The following is a 22,813-nucleotide window of genomic DNA, read 5'->3' as shown; positions in this document are numbered from 1 at the left end:
AATAATAAAGACTTAATTTATAAAAACAACATATCAAAATAATGATTAATTTAAAGCCAATTAAAAATAAAATCAATTCCTTTATATTTGTTATTTTGGTTTGTAAAAAAGAATATAATGTACTGTGATAGTGGCTTAATAACTGATAAATAATTAATCCTGATAGTAAACAAAATAAATTAAGGATAAAAAAAATTTATAAAAATCATCTTATAAGAAACTATTTTATCAGTTTTATTAGAAACATGTTTTTGCATTAATTTATTTATTTTTTGATTTTTATGATTATGAGATTTTTTTAACAATTTATTAAAATACTCAGGATTATCAAAAATGAAATCTAAGAACTTCATATTTATCAATCCTCCTTATAATTTTAGTTTATTCTTTTACCACAATAAAGATTTAAATATTGAGGACCGAACCCGTGTTTAGGTTGTAAAATATTAATTAAAACATGCGAAGAATTAGAAATTTAACTTTTTTGGATTAACCTATAAGATCTTTTGTTATTATCTAAAAATAATTCATAAACTTCTATAACATCTTCAGAAGGAAAATGAACTGAAAATCCAATTGTTTTTTTATAATAATTATTTGTTATATCAAAAATAATTTTTTTATTTATATACGCATAAGATTCGTATTTTCTTTCTGCTGCCTCAGCTGCTTCAAAAACCTCAGGAAAAAATACTTTGCCCCAAAAACTACCTACTGCTTTTTTAGTACTTTTTTTCAAAGCTGTTTTAGCAATAGCATGTCCTACTTTTTGATTAATCTTTTTCTTAATATATTCTTTAATTCTTTTTTTAACTATTTCTGTTTTTATAGAATGTGGCAATGTTTTAACAATATCTTTGCCAAATTTCTCCATTTGTTGAGGGGTTACTTCGAAATTGTTATCTATTATTCCTTCAAAAAAATCTTTAGCTATTTCTAAAAGGGTAGAATCTGTAGGACAATCACAAAAAGTAAGTTCTACTTGTTTAATTTCGTCTAATGGAGAAAGATCAAAAAAGAAAAAACCTTGTTCTACATTTGAATTCAAATGATAATCCAGCACATCGTTAAACATAGCAATTTTAGAACTTGGCAAAAATTCATCTTTAGCATCAAACCCAAAGCTAACTACTTTTTTAAAACCAGGAATTGGGACAAAATTACTTGCTATTAAAGCAGTATTTTTTATTAAATGATTTGCATTTACAAATTATTTATATGAATGACAAGGAATGGGTTTGATTCCTGAAAGACCATAAAAAACTCTAGCATTATCTGAAAAAGTATGCCCATCGTAATGACGCCAATCAAGTACATTATGTTTTTGAGAATAATCTGGTTCATAATCATCAGGATTAAAAGCCATAACTTTAGAACTTGTAAATGAATAAAATAATATTAAAAATAAAAAACTAAATAATTGTAATTTCTTAAAATAAAGTTTTTTTAATAAAAACAATATAACCTCTTTTTAAATTTTATTTTATTATGTATTTTATATTTAGCATAATTAAAATATTAATTAAAAAAGATTGATTACTTTCATATAAACAACCACCATTTTATTGAATTTATAAAAATATATAAATCAATCAAATAATTATCTAGTTCACAACACATAATATAATCGTCCATAATTTCTTTATACATTATCGTGATGAATTATTTTTATTATATCATGTTTATAGTGTATTTATATAAATATTTAATAATATAAAATATTTAATTTTAGTGCCAAAAGTTATTTTTCTTTAAATAACAATGCAAAGCATGTTAAAATTTTAAAAACAGAAAGAAAAATTTGAAAAAACTACCAAACAAAAGACATATAATAAACCATTCATATTTTTTAGGAATTTGTTCTTTTACAAAACGATCGAGATTTTCTAAAGTAATAGTCCACATTAAAATACCTATAATTAAATTAAAAAAAGACCACAATAAAGAAGCAAAAATAGTCCATGGATTTTATAAATTGATACCCAAACCAAATAAAGCTAATAATATTGTACCAAAAAAAGAAATCATAAAAAGGATTTTGGTTTGCAAACGAAATTGAGGACTAAATTGAGTTTTTTTAATATTATATAAATAAGTGGCAAAAGCAACAATTAAGGAAGTTGCTATAATAGGGATTATTATCAAAACCAAAGACAAAGATTTTAAAAAAGGATCATTATTTAATTCCAAGAGAGTAGGGGCAAAACCTATAAAAATAAAACCTGAAACTAAAGCAAATAATGAAATCCCAAATTTTAATAAAGGATTGAAAAGATAAAGCCCAATGCCTACAAGAAATGATGAAATTGCTAAAAATCAAACCCCAGGGCACCATTAAGATACCAAAATAAAGTTTTATTTTAGCATCTATATTATTTACTTTTAATAAATCATCAATAGCAAGTTTACAAAATGCAGAGATATCAATAATATAAATTTTTAATTTTAAAGATTTAATAAATTCTAAATATTTATAAATATTAGATTCGGTTTTGAAAAAAAGATAAGCAGATAAGCCACCAAATACAAAAACACATCATAAAATAAAAAAATTAATAAAAACAGTATTATGAGTTACTAATTTGATTTTTTTACTTAATTGGTAATTTTTTTTGATTTTTAATTTCTTCAATTTTTTCTTCTACTAAAAAAGTAATATCGTCATCAGGATTACGTGGTTTTAATATTTTTTTTACTCTTTTAGAAGGATTAATTAAGTATTCAAAAAAGCCCATATTAAATACCTCTTTTTTAGAATTTATAAGTTGTTTGTTTTCTAAAATAAATTTATGGCGAAAATGATTTAGGTTTGGGTTTGATTTGAAAGTTATATATTTGGAATAAAATAAGTTATTTTCTTTGGGATAGATTAGTGCAACAAAATAAAGGATAAGAATAATGATAAATATTTATAACAATAAATATAATAAATTATGAATTAATTTTTTGTTAGAAATGATAAATTGCAAAATTATAAAACACACAAGAAACAAAAAAAACAGCAAATTATTTATTACATTCGCATGTTTTATTTTCTTTTTTAGCACATGGACATGTTTTATTTTCTTGTAACATGTTTTATAACCTCCTTTTTAATCTTTCCCTCATTGATATGTTTTTTTCTTCCCAAAAAAACGCCAATGAATTAATTTTATTTTTCCACTAAAAAGAAAGTTTGCAACACAAAAATACTTATTTTAGTATAAAAAGAAAGGAATTATGATAAAACTAAATGTTTTTTAAAACAAAAAAAGCTAGTTTAAAAACTAGTCTTTTTTTTTATTGTTGATTGTGTCTTAAAAATAAAAATCTTCATCTTGCAACGCCTCAGAGCGCATTTTTTGATAACCGTTTCCCTTCATAGAAAAGTTATCCATAGTTTTAGTCTCAGTATTAAGTCCATTAATGATAACAGGATTTACATTTTCGGATGGAAAAAAAGCATCAAATCCCAAATTCATTAAAGCTTTATTGGCATTATAACGCACAAATTTATTAACATCATCTTCTAAATTTAGTTTATGATAAATGGCATGAACTAAGGAAGTTTGGGCTTGATAGAGTTGTTGCATCAAATCATCTAACCATGTTTTTAAAGTTTGTTGGGTAGGCTTATCAAACAGTTGATAAATTTCAGTTGCAAGACGCCCCACATAAACACCATGAATACTTTCATCACGAATAATTAAATTAATAATTTCTCCTGATTGCATCAATTTACCTTGACCATAAAAATATAAAGAATAGTAAAAACCACTGTAAAACAACCAAGTTTCTAAAAAAACCGATACTGCCATAGCTTGCCACTGAGTTTTTTTAAATTCCAATTCACTAAATTGTAAGGAGGATTGTTTTTTCAAATAAATTTGGTCTTCCAAAGCCTCATAAACTTTTACAATTACTTGCATCATAGTTTGAAGGCTTGTTTGCTGGTTGCCCCACAAAAAAAGTTGATTAATTTCTTTGTTAGTTAAATAGCTCATAAAAATATTAGAATAACTTTTAGCATGTACTGCATTTTCCATAGCTCCCATAAAATTAAGGGTAGCTTTTTTTTGGTGTTCATGTTCTTCTAACGAACGAGCAATAACAGGCATACCCAAATCACCTTGATAAGTATCTAAAAAAGTAAGAACTAAAAGATTGCGGGAATAAGCAGTTTTTTCTTCTAAGGTAAGTTCACTCCAAGCAGCAAGATCACCTTGCAAACTGATATCTTCAGGACGCCAAAATTGGCTTAAATTTTGTTCATAAAAAAAATGGGTATATTTGTCTTCTAACACATTCCAGTTAGCTCCTTGAAAAGGGCTTTTAGAAGTTGGGTGGGGTTGGGAATTTTTGGTTTTCATTGATTTACTCCTTTTTTCTTTTAGGGTTTTTGAATTTTTCAGTATAAATTAATTGGGATAAAATTGAAAGGGTTGTGATTTGGGATTGTAATTTGGAAAATAATGAAGGATTGATTGGGGTTGATTTGCATTTTGATAAGTTAGTATTTATATTTTTGGAAAATAATGAAGGTATTTATTTTGATATAAAAAGGGGTTGAGGCAAGAAATAATCGTTGTTAAGAATAAAAAAAGACTATCCATTTGATAGCCTTATTTTAGCAAAAACAAAATCACAAAACCAAGTACGAGAAGCAATCAAAAGTGCCTGAGATTTATAAATATAGTGTATTAATGAAAGTTTTATTCCATTAATTATTTTTTATTCGGTTTTATAGGGTGTTTTTAAACACCACAAGCCTCACATTCATCAATTTTTAGCTTTTGGGTTCGTGTGTAATAAAGGGTTTTTATCTTTTTATGATGAGCATAAAGATAGTATTTTTGTAATTCACGCGTAGTAATATCAGATGTAATACCAAGTTCAAACGAAATACCTTGATCAACGTGCTTTTGGGCAATGGCAATAACATCAATGAGGTCGTATTTGTTCATTTTATAAGCAGTGGTGTACATAAAGGAAGTTTGTTTTAAGGCAGGCATTGGACAGTAAGTTTTGGAGTTGCCATAGGTGCGTTCCTCTACTAATTGTTTTACAGGAGTCAAAGAAGGAGTTGCTCCCATAATGTATCCAATTGAGCCGTTTGGAGCCACTGCGAGGCGATGAGAATTGTAGAGCCCAAATTGAATAACATCTTGTTTGAGTTGGTGCCAATCGTTTTGCGTGGGCAAGGTGATGTTTTGGAACATTTTTTTGATTTTGGCAGTTTTGGGTAAAATTTCACCGCGATTGTCAAAATAACTACCATCAGCGTATTTGGATTGTTCAAAACGATAAAACTTTTTACCTGTGGTTTTAGCTTTATTGCAAGAATGAAGAAGGCTGTAAAAATTAACGGCATTGAAAAAAACATCAATTAAATCTTTGTTTTCTTCACTTCCAAAAGCAATGTAATTTTGAGCTAAAAAACCGTGATGACCCATAATTCCAAAACCTACACTGCGGTTAAGAAAATTAGCTTTGGCAACAGCTGGCACATAACTAATGTTAGTGTTTTCAGAAACACAGTTCATTACTTCCATCGCCATAAAAACAGTTTCTTGAATGGTATTGTTAGTAATCATGTTTCCCATGTGTCCTGATGCTAGATTGCATGAAACGTCCATACCAATTTCGTCTTGTTGGGTTTGATGGTAATCTTTGTAATGTGAAGTGATAGTGGGTTGGAGGATTTCAGTACATAAATTAGAAAACTTGACTTTCAGATCGGAAGTGTTTGCTTGATTGGTGTTGTCGCAAAACATTAAGTAAGGATAGCCTGATTCGCCTTGCATGTGGGCAATAAGTTCTAAGAGTTGGCGTGGATTAATGGCTTTTTTTTGCACTTTGGGATTGGCAACTAAAATATCGTACCAATAGTCCATATCAACTGCGATGTCAGCAAAATTTTTGCCGTATTCTAAGAAAACAGTGTGCGGGAAAAAGGTATACATAACTTCGTTGTTGCGGGCAAGTTCAATCATTTTATTAGGAACCACAACGCCCAAAGATAAAGTTTTGACACGAACATCCTCGTCAGCGCTTAATTTTTTCGTACTTAAAAAATCAATGATATCGGAGTGAAAAACGTTCAAATAAACAGCGCCAGCACCTGTACGTTGTCCCATTTGATCAGCATAACGGAAACTGTGGTCTAATAATTTGCACACACCTACAACACCTTTACACACGCCTTTGATGCCTTTGATAGATTCACCTTTGGCACGCAAATTAGTGATGTTAATCGAAACGCCACCGCCAATTTTGGAAAGTTGCATCGAAAATTCATTAATGCGGGCAATGTCGTTTAAAGAGTCACCAGCTTCTAACAAAAAGCAAGAGACAAATTCGCCACGATGTTTTTTGCCTGTGTTGAGCAAAGTGGGAGTTGCAGGAGTAAAGTCTTGGTTGATTAAGGATACAATGAGGCGTTTGGCAATTTCAAAGTCACCTTTGGCATGATAAAGGGCGTTTACTGACAAGCGGTCTTCGTAGGTTTCTAAATAGTGTTGTTTGTCACGAGTTTTAAGGGCGTAATCGTGGTAAAATTTGAAAGCTCCCATAAAAGTTGGGAAAGTGAAATTTTTTTGGTAGGCAATTTGGTAGATTTCTTTAATTTGCGAGTGGGTGTATTTTTGCAAAAAAGCACTTTCATAATATTCGTTTTCTTGTAAAAAAGTTAATTTTTCTTGCAAAGTGGCAAAACGTTTTAGTTTGGGCAAAACTCCTTCTTGCAAAAAACTTTGTAAAGCTTCTTTATCTTTATTGAGGTCTTTGATGTTTCCTTGTTCGTCAATAATTTGATTGTTGAGTGTAATCCAAGGTGGCAAGACGGTTTTTTTTGGGGTGAGTGTTTGAAGTTGTGCTTGCGTTTGGGATTGATAAGAAGGTAATTTTTGGTCGTTACAATAGCAAGCAAGCCATTTTTTTAAAAAAGCTCTTTCTTCTGGCATGCCCGAACCTTCGAATTTGAGAACCAAAGGCACATTGTAAGTAGAAGCGATGGTGTCGCCTGCTTTGCCATAGTTTTTGCCCCAATTTTTATTGCCAGACACAGCAACACCTATTACTTTGGTAGCGTTTTTGTCTAAAAAAGTTTTGGCATCATCAGATACTTGTCCAAATTTCACACTGCGAGTAAGTAAAAAAACGTTTTCATCGGTTAATTTGGAAAGGGCATCTTGGATATGTTGAAAGGAAAAGTCTAGACTTTGAGCCATTTCATAAACTTGACCTTGCAAGAGACCATCATAAATAACTTTAATTTTTTTGGGAAATAAGGCTGGCATTAAAAACTCCTTTTGCTTCTTTGGCTTTTTTTGTGATTTTTTTTGCAGTTTGATTTAATTCATATTTGCATTTCAATAATGCATTTCAGTTAATTTAATACATGAAAAAGTTAAAATTGTTTGAAATAAATTAGCTTACTGTCAAATATATTACGTATTTTAAATAATAAATTAAATTTGCATCCATTATATTATTATTCTAATAATATGTATTTTATATTAATATTATATCAAAAGAAAAAAATATAGCGGCATTAAATGGATTAAAAAACATATTTTAGAAAAGGCTAATTCGTCAAAATAATTCGTCCAAGTATAGAATAAATATTTAAGCTACCAAACTATTTAGGTAATTGAGCAGATGCAAAATGAAAAACAAAGTAAGAAAAACATGAATGTAGGAGGGGATAAACATGCAAATGGGCTTTTAGAAATGCAAGAAAACTCTTTAAAAAAAAGACCAACTCAAAAGTTGGTCTTTATATTATTAAAAAATATTAAGTTGTCTAAATAAATGAAACAGTTAGCATGGATGAGATGTTTGTTTTTCTAAAAATAAATATTTTAAAGCTGTAAATATTTTTGTATTTTTGGGGTCAAGTAAATTTTTGGGATTGATTATTTGGCAATAAAGGTTTAACTTTTCCCATTGGCCTTGTTCGATATAATTTATTAATTGTTTTAACGCTTTTTGTTCACTGGTTAACATTTTATATTAACTCCTTTTTTTAATTCTTAATTATATTGATATTAGAAAAGGGGATGAATTTGGTGGTAATTAAGTTTTGTAAGAAATTATTGGCTGCATTGGAAAATAAGTTAATTACTTTATTAATACCTTGTACTTTTCCTTGATTGATTTTATTGTTTAGTCTTTGAGTTTCTGTTTCGTTGTTGTTTAATAAATAGAACTCAAAACGCGTGTCTAATTTTTTTAATTGTTGTCCCTCTACCATGGCTTGTTTATAGCGGTCTCGGAGACAGGTTTTGAAATTAAACGCCATTATTCGTTTGTTTTCTGTGAATAAAACTAAATCAAATTTTATGTCTGGAATGAAGAATAAATAAGCCTGGGGGTATAAATTGATGATTCCTTTGTTTTGAAAATATAATAAAATGAAATATTCATTAATTTTACCACGGATTACTTTTTGACTTTGAGAATTGTGTTGTTTATTATTAAGATATTCGTTTAGAAGGTTATGGGTTTTTATCATATATTCGTTAAATGGTTTGTTGAATAAAGATGGTTGGATTATTTGTTTAGTGATGTTAACACACAAAGATTGGTGGTTAAAAACATTAATGTTGTTGAAATGAAAATTAGTTAATTGATTCATTTGATTATTCCTTTCTAAATAAAAAAAGACTCTCATTAAAGAGTCTTTTTGGGTTTTTAAATTTAATTTTTTTGGTACGCCATTGAATAGTTCCATCTTTTTTAATAGTTTTGATTTTGCCGTTGCTATAATGGATATATAAATTACCGTTTTGACATTTTTTTTTAATTATTATTGCCATTTTATATTTCTCCGATTTTTTTGATAATGTATTGTTGATTAAATTTAGCATCTTTATCATTCATATTATTTAAGATAATTTTAGTTCCTAGGTTTGGTTTTTTCAAAAATTCATAATATCCCTTTTCTACTTGTTGAAAATAAGTTAAGGAACTAGTTTCAATCACATCTAATTTGTGATTCTTTTGGTTTATTTTTCGTTCCAAACCTAATTGAGGATTAATTTTTAGATAAATAGTGATATCAGGTTTGATGAATTTTTTACTTAATTTGTTAAAAATTTGGTAATTTTTGTCAATTTTTGAAGGATATACACGATAGGCGAAATTAGAGCCTAACCATCTATCTACTAAAATGATTTTGTTTGTTTGTAAGTTGGGTTTGATGAGTTCTTCTTGGGTTTGAATCATGTTGGCAAAACTTAAAAAATATCTAGTTAAATTATGCAAAGTATTGTGGGTTAAAAACGTTTCACGTATAGAATTCCCGATTGTAGAACTACCTAATCCGCGAATAACAATTACTTCGTTACCTTGTTTTGTTAATTCTTGTTGAACGCTTTTTATTAGACTTGTTTTTCCAATACCGTCGAGTCCTTCGAATATAATTAATTTCATTTTATGCTCCTTTTTAAAAATTTGGGTATAAAAAAAAGACTCTCGTGATGAGAGTCTTAGTTGTATTTTATTTTGCTTAATTGTTTTAAAAAAGTTGTTTGTGATAATTCTTGTTTTGCTTTGTGTAGTAATTCTAAATATTTTTTACCATCTGCAATCATTTTATTAATGAAGTTGTTGTCTTGGCAAATTCGCACTACATGATAATTAGTATCATTGAAATAAACCAAAAAGTAAGCGAATTTAGCTTGACTACAATAAAGTTGACATTGAACTTGGGATAAATAGTTAATAGGGACTTCTTGATGGGAAAAGAAACCATTCCAAGATGGTGATATGTTGTTGTTTTCGTTAACATAAGGGCATTTGATTTCTAATAAAGTGTTGGTTTTAGAATTATATCCATCAAGTGAGGCAGAAAACATTTGGACTTCATCATCCGTAAAGATTGTATCAGGGAAGTTTAATTTAGTTGTTTTTTCAAAGAAACTGCGTGCTAGTGGTTCAGTTTTATTGCCGTGTTCAGTGTATTTATTGCTTGTGAAAGTTGTGCCGAATATTTTATCACGAACTAATTGTTCTAAGGTTCTGAATTTATCATTTCCAGTGATGCTACCTATTTCTGATGCATTAATGTATTTTTGTCGATGTTGGTACCATTGTGATGTTCTTTGGTTTAGATTAGTTATTTGCATTTTGATGCTCCTTTTTAAAATTGGGTATAAAAAAAGACTCTCATTCCGAGAGTCTTAATTAAGATTTATTTTTTTTAATTTTTTTAAATCAAAATATTGGCCTTTAAATCGTTTTAAAAATATAGTTTGATGTAATATTCAAATAATTATTTTAAACGTCTTCAAGGGGTAAAATAATGCGTTTAAAGGGCATTAGGATTTTTATTAATTGTGTTTTTAAATACTTCTTGATCTTGATTTAGTTTTTTTCTTATGGGGATTTAGTATTAAATTTCTTAGTATAAAGGGTGATGTATTGTTTGACTGGGTTGAAGTGGAGGTAGTAGGTTTGTTTTTATTTAATTATTAAAATACACCCCATGAAAAAATTTCTATTAAATTAATAATGTATTTTTTTTATATTAATAAAATTAGTTATAATTAATCTTCTATAATTTTAATTAATGGTTTCAAATTGAAGGTTACTTTTGACATTTTAGAATTATTTTTGTAAATTTCTGATATTTTTGATTTAAGTTCATTATGTTCTATTTCTAATTTTAAAACTATATCTCTTTCATAAAGATTTACTTGTTTTTTGTTTCTAAAATAATGAATTTTATCTTCTAATTCTTTTTTGTTTGTTAAAAGATTAAATAATTCTTTTTTTATATCTGTTGATGTTTTTTTATTTTTTATATAATGTTTTTTATTATCCATCGCCATAACTTGATGATGATTAGTGAATAAAAATAATCCTAAATAAATAAATAAAGCTATTGGTAATAAATATAATTGTTTTTTTAATCTAAAAATTAACATTTTTTCTCTTTTCTAGTTTTTTTATTTATTTTCTTTTTTATTAAATTTTTGTGTATATAGTGTTATGTAGCCTTGTTTAGGGTTGAAGTGGAGGCAGTAGGTTTTACGTATAACATGATTATCTTCGTCTTTTTTGTTTGTAGGACAATTAACTTCATCCATAAAAAAGTCTTTATCTTCTTCTAGAAGGTATTTGGGGCCTTCGTAGTTGAGTTCTATGTAGTGATTTGAGTGGTCTACACTAACACGATTGCCCCCATCAAATTGTGAGTCTTTGTTTTTGTAGTTTGTGTGGAAATAATTGAAATCGGAGCCAGGGTGGTAGGGGAGGGGTTCGTTCCATTCATTGAATGGGTTTTTGCAGAATGTGGCGAGGTCAGTTGGTTCGTATTCTTGGTGTTTTCCTTTACCTAGTCCGTTTAGCCCATAGAATGTGTAGGTTCTTTTAATCATTGGTGTTCCTTCGATTTTAGTTTTAGAACCATCGGAGCCAACCATTTCAAGATGAGTTATTTCACTTGCTTTTAGTGTTTGTATTACTTCTTTGTTTTTTTCGCTATAATCAATTCTATATGAATCGTAATAACTTTCACTTTCTTTTTGCTTATTTTTGCTTTGAAACCATTCATCATGTGTTTCTATTTTAGTTGTTGGTTTTGTGTTTGAATCAATTTGATTAGTTGTATTGACTTTTATATACCAAATGAAAGCAATTATTCCGATTACCAACGAACCCAAAAAAAATTTAATATAATAAAAAAATATTGTTGATTTTAAATTGATTTTTGTAATTCTCTTTTTATTTTGTTGTTTTTGATAAAAATAAATACACAAAGGAATTATAACAACAAAAAGAAGAAATAAAAATCCTATAATGGTTAATTTTTGAAATAATTCCATATTAAAAATACTTCCTTTTTTAATTTAACTCATTATCATTTTAACATAAACAGAACAATAATGCAAAAAATATGCATTATTGTTACCACCAACGTTTTAGAGCTTTCCATGCGTCTATGATTTCGTTAACAACCACACCAGTAGCTGCACCTACAACCATGCCTACGGGTCCACCTAAGGCGCTGAGGTGTTCCAAAAGTTTAGACACTTTTTTGTTTTTTAAAAATTCTTTAAGACTAACTATTAAGTTAGTCTTTTTTTGTTTCAAAGACTAAAAAAATAATTTCATATCTTTTCTAAAAAATGTTTTTAGAGAGGAATTGAATGTTAAGACAAAAATTATTTAAAGATTTTTTAAAAAATAAAAAGAATTTGGAAATTCGTAATCAATTAATCGAACTTCATTTACCTTTAGTAAAAAAAATAGCTTATCAATTTAAATATTATCCGCGAGTTTTAACTAAAGAGGATTTATATCAAGAAGGGATTTTAGGATTAATCAAAGCTCTAAATAATTACCAAGATTTAGGCTATGACTTTGTTACTTATGCAACTCCAAAAATAAAATTTGCAATCAGCGAACTAATAAGAAAAAGCCACTCACCTTCAATCCCCCAAAAAACAACCAAATCAAACAATATCAGTTTTAAAGAAGAAAAATACAAACAACCTAATTGGGATAAAATCCTTAATCCACATCAATTATGGTTAAAACAAGTAAAACATGAATTATTAATAAAAAAACTAAAAACTAAACTAAGTAAAAATGAATTCAATGTTATTTGTTTAAGTTTTGGTATCTCACTAGAAAACAACAACGAACCTAATCAACAACCCCTAACCAATCATGCCATCGCCCAAAAACTTAATTTAAAACTCTCACAAATTGAAGATTTAAAAGATAATGCAATTAGAAAACTAAACCCAAATTATAAAAATAAGGAGAAATAAAATGTTAAATAAAGTCCAATTAATCGGTAATATCGCTCATAACCTAGAAAAACAATATATCAATAGCAACAACGAACAAATCCCTAAAATAGATTTCAATTTAGCAATTAACAATAAAGATAAAGTGCAATACATCCCTTGTGTCGTTTTTAGAAATCAAGCTGAAAACATGAGTATGTATTTACATAAAGGTTCAAAAATATATGCAGAAGGCACATTATCCATCCAAAAATATACCACAAACGAAGGTAAAACGCGAACCACCATCAAAGTAATTATCCAAAACGTCATCTTTTTAGATAACAAAACCAAATAATATTCAAAAAATTAAGTCCCCAAAAGGGACTTTTTTTATAAACCAAAAGGAGAAAAAAATATGAATAAAAAAGAATTAATTAAATCAATAGCTGAGGTAAATAAAACCTCAATAACCCAAACCGAAGAGTTTTACAATTCATTTGAGAATGCTCTAATTAAAGCAATTACATCAAATGAAGAAGTAGTTTTATCCTCTAAAATTGGCAAATTCATCTTAAAAACTAGAAAAGCCCACACAACACCCGAAACTAAATTCATCATCAATAAACAAACAGGCAAAAAAACAGGCAAAAGAACTGGTAAAAACTTAAAAATTCCTGCAAAAACGGTTGTTAGTTTTAAAATGTCAAAACCAATCAAAGACCAAGTGAAAACTTTAATTTTAAAATAACCCAATTATTTTCTTTCAAAAACCTAAGAAAGGAGGTTATCTATGACGTTAAACAAAAAAATTTATCTGAGTTTGATAGGATTATTAAGTTTAGGTTTATTGATTTTATTAATTTTTGGCATCACTCATTCTCATCCACCAACTCAAAACCCATCATCAACTAAACAACCCTCATCAACCCAACAACAAGAGATCGACAACCAAATCAAATTAGAACAAGCTAAAATCCAAGAACTTCAACAACAAGATCAAACCTTAAAAACCCAAATTGATGAGAATGTTAAAACTTTAACCGACATTATTACCAAAATTAAAACTCTGCAAACCGAATTAACTAATAACCCTCAATTACCTCCGACCATTAAATCCCAAAAACAACAACAATTAACGGAACTGAAAAATCAACAACAAACCCAACAAACCTTAGTCAATAATTTATTAGAACAAAGGAAAGCGTTAAACCAAAATCAAAAAGAAAAACAAGAAGAATTAGAAAAATTAGCGCAAGAAAAAACCCAAATTCAAACCCAAGAAAACCTTCAACAACAAATTTCTCAATTAAATCAAGCTCTTAATTATGTGGAAGCTAATCAAAAAAGAATTGAAGAATTAAAAACGCAAAAAGAATATCGAAAAAATCAAACTGAATTAAAAAATTTCAAGGATTTTCAACTTTTTTTAACTGATCAAAAATTCGCTTTTGAAAAACAAAAGAAAAATTTAACTATCCAATTAAATCATTTAAAAGAAAATAAACCTCTTCCTCATAATAAAAAACAAGTGACATTCAAAGATGTTTACGGCATGGAAAGTGAAAAAGAAGAATTAGATGATTTATTAAGTTATTTTCGAACAAACCAATCCTTAATTAACTTTGATAAAGTTCGTCCCAAAGGTTATTTACTTTATGGTCCACCAGGAACAGGAAAAACCTTTTTAATCAAAGCACTTTGTGGGGAAGCTAACGTTCACTTTATTAATTTAATTCCATCCAAATTCCGACAAAAATACATCGGAGAAGGGGAAAAAGAAGTGGAGAAAGTGTGGCAAGAAGCCGAAAATCATGATAAAACCATTATCTTTATTGACGAAATCGAAGGATTAGAAAATCGTAATGATTCTAACATTTCTTCAGGAGGAGTCAATGTGATTAATACTTTATTAGATAAATTAGATGGTTTTAATAGTAGTAATAAAAAAATTGTCTTAATGGGAGCGACTAATAATCTTCATAAAATTGATACCGCTTTACGCAGTCGTTTTAGTAAAGAAATCTTTATCAGTCATTTAAAAGATCATGAAATTGAAGGTTATTTAAAACATATTATTGTCCCTTATCAAATTAGTTATCATACTTTCTTAGCTTTAAAAGATATTACCCAATTATGTCAAGGCAAAAATCTCTCTAATCGTGATTTAACTACTATCATCGAAGAAGCTTACAAAAAAACGGCTAAATGGTCTCAACAAAACCCTCAAACTCACGAAGTCATGTTACCTTCGGATATTGAAGAAGTCTTAAATTTAAAATTAAAAATAAAACCCGATCATCAAAAAGTAAAACAACGCCGAACAGCTTGCGAAAACCAATACACCCAATGGCGTCAAGGGTTCAATCAATATTTAGATAAACCCAAAGATGAAACTAAAATAGAAACCAATTTTACTTTTGATAGTTTAAACGGAATTAACTATTACAATCGTCGCTATTCTCAAATCCAAACGGAATTAAATAAAATTAATCAACAATTAACTAAAATCCACCAAGAAAATAAAATCTCCCAATTAGAACAAGAGTTAGTAACTTTAAAACAAACGCCTGACAAATACGAACAAACCATTAAAGATAAAAACCAAGAAATCATCGATATTAAAAATAATCTTAAAACTTTTCAAACTAAAGAAGAAAGTTTAAGAAAAGAATTAAAGCTGGTCGAAAATCGTCGTGAACTTCAAAAAGAACCATCTAACTTAGCTTGTTACATAAAAGACCTTTATCCTTTCGACCGTTGGAATAACAGAGGATTAACTTATGAGGAAACCTCCATTAACGGATTTAAATTTTCTCGTTTTGATACAGAAGATGACAGTCAATTATATTTATATGTAAGATTAGAAAAACAATTCAAAGAAAACTCAAGTGGTAACTGTTTAATCCTTAAATACAAAGGCCCTAAATACTTCTTAGGCGACGACAAAGACTACTATCTTGGACGAGCACGTGTTTCCAACTCTAACTTTGAATCAACCAATTTCCACCTCCACTTCAACCCTGTCCGTAAAACCTTGTCGATTTACCAAGATAAACATCATAATATATCTCAAAATAATAATCAAAAATAATTTCACCAACATTAAAAGACTCTCATTTAGAGTCTTTTTTTATTTTAAAAAAACTTTAAATCCAAAAAAAGAAAGCGAGTAAAATCATATGTCAAAAAAAATAATTGAAACTAAAAAAAATCAATCAAAAAATAATAATAAAACAAATAAAAACACTAAAAATCAATCCAAAAACAATAAATCTAATAAAATAATTATCAAAAGAAAAACTCCAGCTCCTAAAATCATTATCGAAACTCAAACTAACAAAGAAAACTGGTTACTTAAAATTATCAAAACTTTTTTTAAAATTCTCATTTGGTGTATTCCCTTATTATTAATTGGTGGGGCAATTTATTGGACCCTTTTTAAATTCTTTCCTGAAGTTTTAAACGAAATCAACACTTTTACAGCTAATGCTGCTGCTAAAACCAAAATGTTATACGATAAAGCTACTCAGCCAATTCGTAATGTTATCGAGTATATCTATAATAAAATAACAGGTAATGATAAAGATCCTAATTATACTCTTTCACCAAAAGAAAAATTAGGTTGTTATCTAGCGACTACTTTAAGCGTCATCGGGATTTGTTTAGGATTTGGAAAAATCAGTCATTGGTTAAAAAGTGGGAAGAAAAAAACCATTAAAAAAGGAACTAAAACTATCATTCAGAAAAAAGCTACTTCCAAAATAGCGAATGTCGGTGGTAAAATACTTAAAATTGGTAGTAAAGCTTTATTTTGGATTTCTTTAGCTTCAACTGCTTATGAACTTTACCAATTTTATCAAGAAGAAACCAAAATCCCTAATCCTCCACAACTATCAACCCATAAAATGGAAAATCCCCCAACACCCATCTTCCAAGCACCATCTATTCAACAACCATTTAATCCAACCATTATCCAAAACGAAGAATCAAATATTACTAATAATATTGAAACCAAAGAAGAAACAACTCAAGAAGAAATAAATCAAGAAGAAAGTAAAACTGGTAACCTTAACAATCCCTGATAAGGGTTCAGTTGAATCAACAACTGAACCTACCTTATCGCAACAAGAACAACTCCAACACACAACACTACTTGGTGAGGAATTAAAAGAAACTCATATCAAAAACTTAAAAGACGAAACGCAACAACTAACTCCTGAAGAAATCATCAAAGCCAAAAACTTATTAGAAATCCAACTCCAACAAGAAAAAATTAATAGTTTAGCTTTAGAAACTCAAAAAGCTAATTTAGAACATGATTTAATTCAAAAACAAGAAGAATTAGAAAACAATCAAAAACTATCTCAAGAAGAAAAACAAGAACTTCAAAAGGAAATCAATCAACAAACCGACAAAATCCGTTCTAAAGAAAACGAAATCTTTACCCAAGATCAAAAGATTAATCAATTAGAAACTGATCTTCACCAAGAAAAAACGATCAACACCGAAAAAGAAAAACAAATTAATGAATTAATCAATCAAATCAACGAACAAAACCAAATGACCGAACAACTCCAAAACCAACTCCAAGAACAAAAATCCTTAATCGAAAGGAAAAATCAAGAATTAATAACCAATCAAGCTTTATCAGAACAAGAAAAACAAGCACTCCAAAACGAAATTAACCAATTAACAACTGATTTTCAACAAAAAGAAAAAGAATATCAAGCAACTATCTACCAAAAAGACCAAGAAATCACCCACTTAAACCAAATCATCAACGAACAAGCAAATGAAATTAACCGTTTAAGCGAGGAATTAGAACAACAAATCGATAAATGGGTGCAACAAGGTCTACATATTCAAGCTCTAGAAGGAACAATTAAGGTTTTAGAAAACGCCTCTGGTAAATATCTCGAAGAAAACACCGAACTCCGTAATGAAATTAATAAACTCAAAGAACAAATAAAAGACGAACAAAAAGCTCATGAAACAACTAAATCAACATTAAAAACCAAAAGCGAGAAATTAACTCAAGAACAAGAAGAATTAACAAAAATCGATTTAATGATTAAAGCACAAGAAAACACCTATAGTGGTGCAATTCAACCTTTAAAAGCTCGTATTAAAGAAGATGTAAAACAAAGAATTAGAGGCGCAATGGAAAATGTTAATAAAGTAACTTCTTGGTTCAAAAAATGGTTTTAATTCAAATTCAAAAGTAAAATGTGTTAAAATGTTGGTATGTTATAAATTAACCGAAAGGGACTAATCATGTTTAATATTAAAAAAATCATTAAATGGTTTTTTATTATTTTAGGAATACTTCTTTTTTTAATTATCGTTTTTATTATTTTAACAGACCCCAATAAATTACCAAAAGAAAAAATTCCTATTTTAAATGAACCCAAAAAGGAAACTCATGAAGAATGGTATGACGATAATAAAAAATGTCAAATGATTAAAGCCAAATATACTTTTGATGGCCTTAATGGCATCGGTTATTATCAACAACAACTTCAAGAAAAAAAAGGTAGTCATAACGATATTTCAATCGCTAAAGAACGCCTCGAAAACCAAAAAGAACCCTCTAACCTCGCCAACTACATCAAAGACCGTCATCCTTTCGACCGTTGGAATAAAAGAGGATTAACTTATGAGGAAACCTCCATTAACGGATTTAAATTTTCTCGTTTTGATACAGAAGATGACAGTCAATTATATTTATATGTAAGATTAGAAAAACAATTCAAAGAAAACTCAAGTGGTAACTGTTTAATCCTTAAATACAAAGGCCCTAAAAACTTAATAGACGAAGACAAAGACTATTACCTTGGACGCGCATGGTTTTAAAATTCAGAATTTAACAACGAAAATTTCCATCTCCACTTCAACCCTGTCCGTAAAACTTTATCTCTTTACCAAGATAAACACAATAACGATAAATCCAAAGAAGCCCCATATAATAAAAGAACCAGCGATGACTGGTGATAAAAAAAGAATAAAAATAAAAGGAGATTTAATTAATGTTTAAAATTAAAAATAATTTATTATTGTTATTAAATGCGTTTATTGTATTTACTTTATTAGGATTGTTTTTAATTACTAATAATCAACAAGCAATGGGGATGAATAAAGATATTGCTAGTGCTAGCAATAATAATCAAAACATAACTAATTACTCTATTGAAGAAAATATAATTAATTTAAAATATAAAATTCGGGAAAATGCAGTTAAAAAAATAAATACAGAAAGCGAAATACAACAATTATCAAACAATGATCCTAAAAAAAATACTCTTTTAGCCTTAAAACAAAATTTAGAAAATTTAATTAATAATCAAAAAAAACAATTAAAAACTTATCAAACACTTTTAAAAACTTTAAATGATGAAAATAATTAATTTGTTTTTAATAATAAATAAAAATATTTAATTTTTCACAAAGACCCTCCTAAGGGTCTTTTTTTATTTAACAACACACAAACCTTGGAAAGGAAACAAAAACCATGTTCATTAAAAAAATCTTTCAATCTTTACCTAGTAATTTCATCTTTTTCATCATCACCTTACTTTCATTTATTCCAATTATAACCGTTTATTATGTCATTAAATTCTATCTTTTCACCATCAAACTAAGTATTCACCAACTAAAACAAGGAATAGTGGTTCAATTTTATCAATATTTAACCACAAAGCAACCCAATCATGTGGAAATTAATTAATACTTGGTTAACTAAGTTAAAATTTGTCTCTAATTGTTTCTCCTTGGTAGGTAAACCCATATTTGATATAACATTGGTTTAACCATGCAATATAATCTTTTTGGTAGTCCATTAAAATATCTCTTTTTGGTTTTGTATCTTGACAAGTAATACGATATATTTTATCTTCAGTTTCAAAATTATTTTCTAATAAATTAATAGCATATGAAATATTAATTTCTTTATAAGCGGGTTCGGTAATAGTTATAGGACTATTGCCGCTTTTAGATTCTCTGTTATATTCTCCTTCATAAGCATATAAATTGTTGGCTCTTTTCCAATCTCGAATCTGTTCGTAGGGGTTAAGAGATTCTGGGAGATTAATGTGGATTGTTTTTTTTATAGTGTTGAAGGTGAAAAGATATATTTTTTTAGCGCCGTTAGACAGTTTTAATAAATCTTCGATATTATAGGATTGAGATTTAATAATATCTTGTTGTAAGTTTTTGATTTCTTCTTCAACTTGATTGATTTTTTCTTTAAGAAAAGTTTTAAACATTTCACTTTCAGATTCATTTAATTGTTTTTGATGTTGTTGTTGAATTTTTTGATATTGTTCTAATGTACTTCTGAGAGATTGTGTTTTTTGATTTTCGGGAATAATTCGAATTCCATCATCAAAATAAATGGCGTCAATATCAATTTCATGGAAAGTTTTTGATGGTAAGGGTAAGACCAAACCAGTATGAGAAGTGGCGTTATAACAACCTAATTTAATCAATTTTGGTTCTTTGATGATGTTATTTTCCATTAAATAATGATTGATTACTTCTTCTTTTTTTCGATCAGCGAAGATTTCACCAACTACTAAATTTATTTGAGGTTGGATTTCTTGAGATTTTTGTTTGGCATCCCAAAAGATAAAGGCTTCTTCGATGGCGATTTCGTATTTGAGGAGGTCTTCTAAGGTGTATTCGTAATCTTCATCATAGGGGTATTGGATATTGAAGGGATTAGAGCGAGGTTTGAAATAGACACCTAAGAGACCTTGAGGAGGGTTTTTGAATTTGTTGAAGAAAAATGTACGTCCATAAGGGTTGTATGAGGGTTCTTCGAGATTATAGGTGGAAATTTGGATATTGAAATATTCTAATATATTAGGGATATCTTCTTTCTCTATAACGTTGATGTCGTATCTCTTGAATTGAGGTTGGGTATTTAACCATTCTTGTTGAAGGGTTCGGTAGTCAGTTAATGTAATGGTTGATTGAGTTTGTTTATGGAAATAGTTATAGGCGAAAATAGGTTTAATGAATAAAATAGTGATTAATAAAGAAATGATTAAGAAAACTTTTTTAGAGATTTTGTTTGATTCATATATTTTTGCCTCCTTTGGTTTTTGGTTTAATGGCCTTGCCAGTTGGGTGGGTAAAAGAAAAAGACCCTGGGGAGGGGTCTTTGGTTAATGATTATTAAATTGATAATTTGATTTTTACTTATTTAACATCTTCTTCTGTTGTTCGGATTATTATTTCTTTGTTGTTGTCTTATTTGTTGAATTATGTTTTGAATTTGTGCTTGTTTTTGATCTATATTTATTTGAATATTTCTTAATACATTTATTTGTGATTCAGAAGCATGCAACGGAGTTTCATCAATAGCTATCATCATTGAATTTTCTAATGACAAACATTCACTTTCAAGTTGAATTCTGGTCATATTATTATCAAAATTTCTTATCATTTGTTGTTGAATATTTAACAATCTTTGTTGATAATTTACTATTTGTCCATGTATTTGATTATGTCCATTTAAAAGATTTAATATTTCTGGTTCTAAAGCGTGATTAGAAAGAGCATTAATAATTTGTTGCACGGAATTTCTTTGTAATAACATTAAGTTTTGAAATTCTTCCATATTGTTGATAATGATTTCATTGTTTATATTTGATGATGGATTATTATTCATAGCCATAACTTGATTATCATTCAAAATAAATAATATTCCTATAAAAGTTATTAAACAAAGATAAATTATTTTAATTTTTTTTTGTAATTTAATCATTTTCAAATATAACTCCATTCTTAATTCGTATAAAATTATTTTTTAGAATCATCAGATTGTTTTGAAGAAGAACCTTCTTCTTTTAAATTTTTCGTTTCCTCTTCGGCTTTTTGTTTTAATATTTCCATTAATTCAGGGTTTTCTAAAATTTTTATAATTTCATTATTTTTTTCAATTGAATATTCTTTAAATTCTTTATGTATTGTATAAAATCTTTTTATATCTTCTTTTTGTTTTTTGTTTTTTTCTTCTGATTTATTAATTTCCGAAATATCTCTTTTTTTATCACTAGATTCTTTTTTAGGTGAAGCTATTACTTGATTCACATTAATAAATAATAAACCTATAAATACAAATAAATAAATACTAATTATTTTAAATTGATTTTTTAGTTTTAACATTAATTAAATCTCCTTTTGTTTTACCCCTCATTTGGGTTGATTTCGTAGAGGGAGTTGAGGGATTTTAATGGATCACCATAAAGATTTTGGGATTTATCATAATCACGTTGTAAGGAATCTTTTAGTTTTATTGCGTTCGATAAATTTGCTTCATATTTTTCTCGAGTAGCTTCTAAATTCGCTATTTCTCTTTTAATTTTCATTATTTGTTCAACTATTTCTGTTGTTTGGCCTTGTAAATTTTGGATTTCATCTTGTAAACGTTTTTTATCGTCGGTGTTAGTCGTTATTTTTAGTTCTTCTTGTTTATCTTTTATTTCTTTTTCTTTGTTGGCTAATTCAGTTTCTTTTTGTTTTAGTTGTTCTTTTAATGCTGGGATTTGGTTTGTTATTGAATCTCTTTGGGTGATTAAATTATTACATTCTTGTTGTTTTTCATCTATATCTGTTTTATCTTCTTTTCTATATTCTAATGTTTGTTTGTGTGAAGCTCTTGCTTCTTCAATTACGGTTTTTTCTTCTTTAGAAATATCACTTAGTAATAAAACTTCATCTTCATTTTCAGATAAAATATAAGATTTAATTTTATTGTAATTTTCTTGATTTATTTTTATTTTAAGTTTTGGGGTTTCTAATTCGCGTTTGGTTCTTGGTGGATGATTTATTTTTGGATTGTTATCTAATTCTTCATGATAATTTGATATTTGTTTTTTTTCTTGTTTGGTTTCACTAATACCTTTAAACAAACCTATAATAATAACGATACTAAAAAATAAAATAATTAAAATAGTTATCCAATGTTTTTTAAAAAAGTTCATTTTTTGATAACCTTTCCGATAATAGTAGTAATTGATATTATCTTTTAAAGAAATTAATTACTACTATTATACATTTTTATTTGATTAATGTTGCAGAAAAAAGTT

Annotated in this window: 27 protein-coding genes and 2 pseudogenes; 12 read left to right on the top strand and 17 right to left on the bottom strand. The window is 27.9% G+C overall.

Annotation, left to right across the window (positions count from 1 at the left end):
• Nucleotides 1-475: 475 nt before the first annotated feature.
• Together QN326_RS00475 and QN326_RS00470 are read right to left on the bottom strand one after the other, a co-directional pair.
• Nucleotides 476-1,096, bottom strand: coding sequence for a hypothetical protein (locus tag QN326_RS00475; RefSeq protein WP_342386627.1), 621 nt, complete (start codon nt 1,094-1,096; stop codon nt 476-478).
• A gap of 114 nt (nt 1,097-1,210) precedes the next feature.
• Nucleotides 1,211-1,459: a hypothetical protein gene (locus QN326_RS00470; RefSeq protein ID WP_041624624.1), complete on the bottom strand. Its 249-nt coding sequence runs from the start codon at nt 1,457-1,459 to the stop codon at nt 1,211-1,213.
• Between the two features lie 636 nt (nt 1,460-2,095).
• Between QN326_RS00470 and QN326_RS00465 the strand changes: the two genes are divergently transcribed.
• The gene (locus tag QN326_RS00465; protein ID WP_342386626.1) at nt 2,096-2,278 is read left to right on the top strand and encodes a hypothetical protein; all 183 of its coding nucleotides are present in this window, start codon (nt 2,096-2,098) and stop codon (nt 2,276-2,278) included.
• 313 nt (nt 2,279-2,591) lie between these two features.
• On the opposite strand, the gene QN326_RS00460 is transcribed toward QN326_RS00465, so the two are convergent.
• The 3 genes from QN326_RS00460 to nrdE form a co-directional block, all read right to left on the bottom strand.
• Nucleotides 2,592-2,735, bottom strand: coding sequence for a hypothetical protein (locus QN326_RS00460; RefSeq protein WP_342386625.1), 144 nt, complete (start codon nt 2,733-2,735; stop codon nt 2,592-2,594).
• Between the two features lie 561 nt (nt 2,736-3,296).
• A complete protein-coding gene (gene nrdF / locus QN326_RS00455) occupies nt 3,297-4,349 on the bottom strand; it encodes a class 1b ribonucleoside-diphosphate reductase subunit beta (RefSeq protein WP_011160430.1) in 1,053 nt (350 codons plus the stop codon).
• A 384-nt stretch (nt 4,350-4,733) separates the two neighbouring features.
• Nucleotides 4,734-7,277: a class 1b ribonucleoside-diphosphate reductase subunit alpha gene (nrdE, locus tag QN326_RS00450; RefSeq protein WP_342386624.1), complete on the bottom strand. Its 2,544-nt coding sequence runs from the start codon at nt 7,275-7,277 to the stop codon at nt 4,734-4,736.
• A 361-nt stretch (nt 7,278-7,638) separates the two neighbouring features.
• Between nrdE and QN326_RS00445 the strand changes: the two genes are divergently transcribed.
• Nucleotides 7,639-7,791 (top strand): hypothetical protein, encoded by a 153-nt coding sequence (locus QN326_RS00445; protein WP_156956336.1) that lies wholly within the window; start codon nt 7,639-7,641, stop codon nt 7,789-7,791.
• Nucleotides 7,792-7,806: 15 nt separating this feature from the next.
• On the opposite strand, the pseudogene QN326_RS00440 reads toward QN326_RS00445, so the two are convergent.
• From QN326_RS00440 to QN326_RS00405, 8 genes and pseudogenes are all read right to left on the bottom strand, one after another.
• Nucleotides 7,807-7,986: pseudogene (locus QN326_RS00440) on the bottom strand (replicative DNA helicase); the annotation flags it as partial.
• A gap of 19 nt (nt 7,987-8,005) precedes the next feature.
• Entirely contained in the window at nt 8,006-8,617 is a 612-nt protein-coding gene (locus QN326_RS00435) for a hypothetical protein (RefSeq protein ID WP_342386623.1), read from the bottom strand.
• Between the two features lie 4 nt (nt 8,618-8,621).
• Nucleotides 8,622-8,798 (bottom strand): hypothetical protein, encoded by a 177-nt coding sequence (locus QN326_RS00430; RefSeq protein WP_342386622.1) that lies wholly within the window; start codon nt 8,796-8,798, stop codon nt 8,622-8,624.
• Between the two features lies 1 nt (nt 8,799).
• Entirely contained in the window at nt 8,800-9,414 is a 615-nt protein-coding gene (gene tmk, locus QN326_RS00425; RefSeq protein ID WP_342386621.1) for a dTMP kinase, read from the bottom strand.
• 56 nt (nt 9,415-9,470) lie between these two features.
• Entirely contained in the window at nt 9,471-10,109 is a 639-nt protein-coding gene (locus QN326_RS00420; protein ID WP_342386620.1) for a YqaJ viral recombinase family protein, read from the bottom strand.
• A gap of 420 nt (nt 10,110-10,529) precedes the next feature.
• On the bottom strand, nt 10,530-10,910 hold the full coding sequence (locus tag QN326_RS00415; RefSeq protein WP_342386619.1) for an SVM family protein: 381 nt from the start codon (nt 10,908-10,910) through the stop codon (nt 10,530-10,532).
• A 21-nt stretch (nt 10,911-10,931) separates the two neighbouring features.
• Nucleotides 10,932-11,810 carry a hypothetical protein gene (locus tag QN326_RS00410; RefSeq protein WP_342386618.1) on the bottom strand — a complete coding sequence of 293 codons (879 nt, stop codon included), beginning with the start codon at nt 11,808-11,810 and terminating at the stop codon, nt 10,932-10,934.
• Nucleotides 11,811-11,892: 82 nt separating this feature from the next.
• Nucleotides 11,893-12,078 (bottom strand): hypothetical protein, encoded by a 186-nt coding sequence (locus QN326_RS00405; RefSeq protein ID WP_342386617.1) that lies wholly within the window; start codon nt 12,076-12,078, stop codon nt 11,893-11,895.
• Nucleotides 12,079-12,134: 56 nt separating this feature from the next.
• On the opposite strand from QN326_RS00405, the gene QN326_RS00400 reads away from it, so the two are divergent.
• From QN326_RS00400 to QN326_RS00360, 9 genes and pseudogenes are all read left to right on the top strand, one after another.
• A complete protein-coding gene (locus QN326_RS00400) occupies nt 12,135-12,761 on the top strand; it encodes a sigma-70 family RNA polymerase sigma factor (RefSeq protein WP_342386616.1) in 627 nt (208 codons plus the stop codon).
• A gap of 1 nt (nt 12,762) precedes the next feature.
• The gene (locus QN326_RS00395; protein WP_017193042.1) at nt 12,763-13,077 is read left to right on the top strand and encodes a single-stranded DNA-binding protein; all 315 of its coding nucleotides are present in this window, start codon (nt 12,763-12,765) and stop codon (nt 13,075-13,077) included.
• A 60-nt stretch (nt 13,078-13,137) separates the two neighbouring features.
• Nucleotides 13,138-13,470: an HU family DNA-binding protein gene (locus QN326_RS00390; protein ID WP_017193043.1), complete on the top strand. Its 333-nt coding sequence runs from the start codon at nt 13,138-13,140 to the stop codon at nt 13,468-13,470.
• A 42-nt stretch (nt 13,471-13,512) separates the two neighbouring features.
• A complete protein-coding gene (locus tag QN326_RS00385) occupies nt 13,513-15,813 on the top strand; it encodes an AAA family ATPase (protein WP_342386615.1) in 2,301 nt (766 codons plus the stop codon).
• Between the two features lie 88 nt (nt 15,814-15,901).
• Nucleotides 15,902-16,804: a hypothetical protein gene (locus QN326_RS00380; RefSeq protein ID WP_342386614.1), complete on the top strand. Its 903-nt coding sequence runs from the start codon at nt 15,902-15,904 to the stop codon at nt 16,802-16,804.
• 478 nt (nt 16,805-17,282) lie between these two features.
• Complete coding sequence (locus QN326_RS00375) at nt 17,283-17,930, top strand: ATPase (protein ID WP_342386613.1); 648 nt, start codon at nt 17,283-17,285, stop codon at nt 17,928-17,930.
• 66 nt (nt 17,931-17,996) lie between these two features.
• A pseudogene (locus QN326_RS00370) lies at nt 17,997-18,713 on the top strand (effector).
• 35 nt (nt 18,714-18,748) lie between these two features.
• Nucleotides 18,749-19,126 (top strand): SVM family protein, encoded by a 378-nt coding sequence (locus tag QN326_RS00365; RefSeq protein WP_342386612.1) that lies wholly within the window; start codon nt 18,749-18,751, stop codon nt 19,124-19,126.
• Between the two features lie 104 nt (nt 19,127-19,230).
• Complete coding sequence (locus QN326_RS00360) at nt 19,231-19,446, top strand: hypothetical protein (protein ID WP_342386611.1); 216 nt, start codon at nt 19,231-19,233, stop codon at nt 19,444-19,446.
• A 16-nt stretch (nt 19,447-19,462) separates the two neighbouring features.
• On the opposite strand, the gene QN326_RS00355 is transcribed toward QN326_RS00360, so the two are convergent.
• Nucleotides 19,463-20,236 (bottom strand): hypothetical protein, encoded by a 774-nt coding sequence (locus QN326_RS00355; protein WP_342386610.1) that lies wholly within the window; start codon nt 20,234-20,236, stop codon nt 19,463-19,465.
• Between the two features lie 499 nt (nt 20,237-20,735).
• On the opposite strand from QN326_RS00355, the gene QN326_RS00350 reads away from it, so the two are divergent.
• Nucleotides 20,736-20,891: a hypothetical protein gene (locus QN326_RS00350; protein ID WP_342386609.1), complete on the top strand. Its 156-nt coding sequence runs from the start codon at nt 20,736-20,738 to the stop codon at nt 20,889-20,891.
• A gap of 34 nt (nt 20,892-20,925) precedes the next feature.
• Here the strand turns inward: QN326_RS00350 and QN326_RS00345 are convergent, their stop codons facing one another.
• From QN326_RS00345 to QN326_RS00335, 3 genes are read right to left on the bottom strand one after another with little or no spacing between them, the layout of a single operon-like run.
• Entirely contained in the window at nt 20,926-21,489 is a 564-nt protein-coding gene (locus QN326_RS00345; protein ID WP_342386608.1) for an SVM family protein, read from the bottom strand.
• Between the two features lie 35 nt (nt 21,490-21,524).
• Nucleotides 21,525-21,890: an SVM family protein gene (locus QN326_RS00340; RefSeq protein WP_342386607.1), complete on the bottom strand. Its 366-nt coding sequence runs from the start codon at nt 21,888-21,890 to the stop codon at nt 21,525-21,527.
• 20 nt (nt 21,891-21,910) lie between these two features.
• The gene (locus QN326_RS00335) at nt 21,911-22,708 is read right to left on the bottom strand and encodes a hypothetical protein (RefSeq protein ID WP_342386606.1); all 798 of its coding nucleotides are present in this window, start codon (nt 22,706-22,708) and stop codon (nt 21,911-21,913) included.
• Between the last annotated feature and the right edge of the window lie 105 nt (nt 22,709-22,813).

The organism is Candidatus Phytoplasma asteris (assembly GCF_038505995.1).
In the GTDB taxonomy this organism is placed as follows: Bacteria; Bacillota_I; Bacilli_A; order Acholeplasmatales; family Acholeplasmataceae; genus Phytoplasma; species Phytoplasma asteris.
The sequence above is the reverse complement of the archived record's forward strand: the minus strand, read 5'-3'. Positions and strand labels throughout refer to the sequence as shown.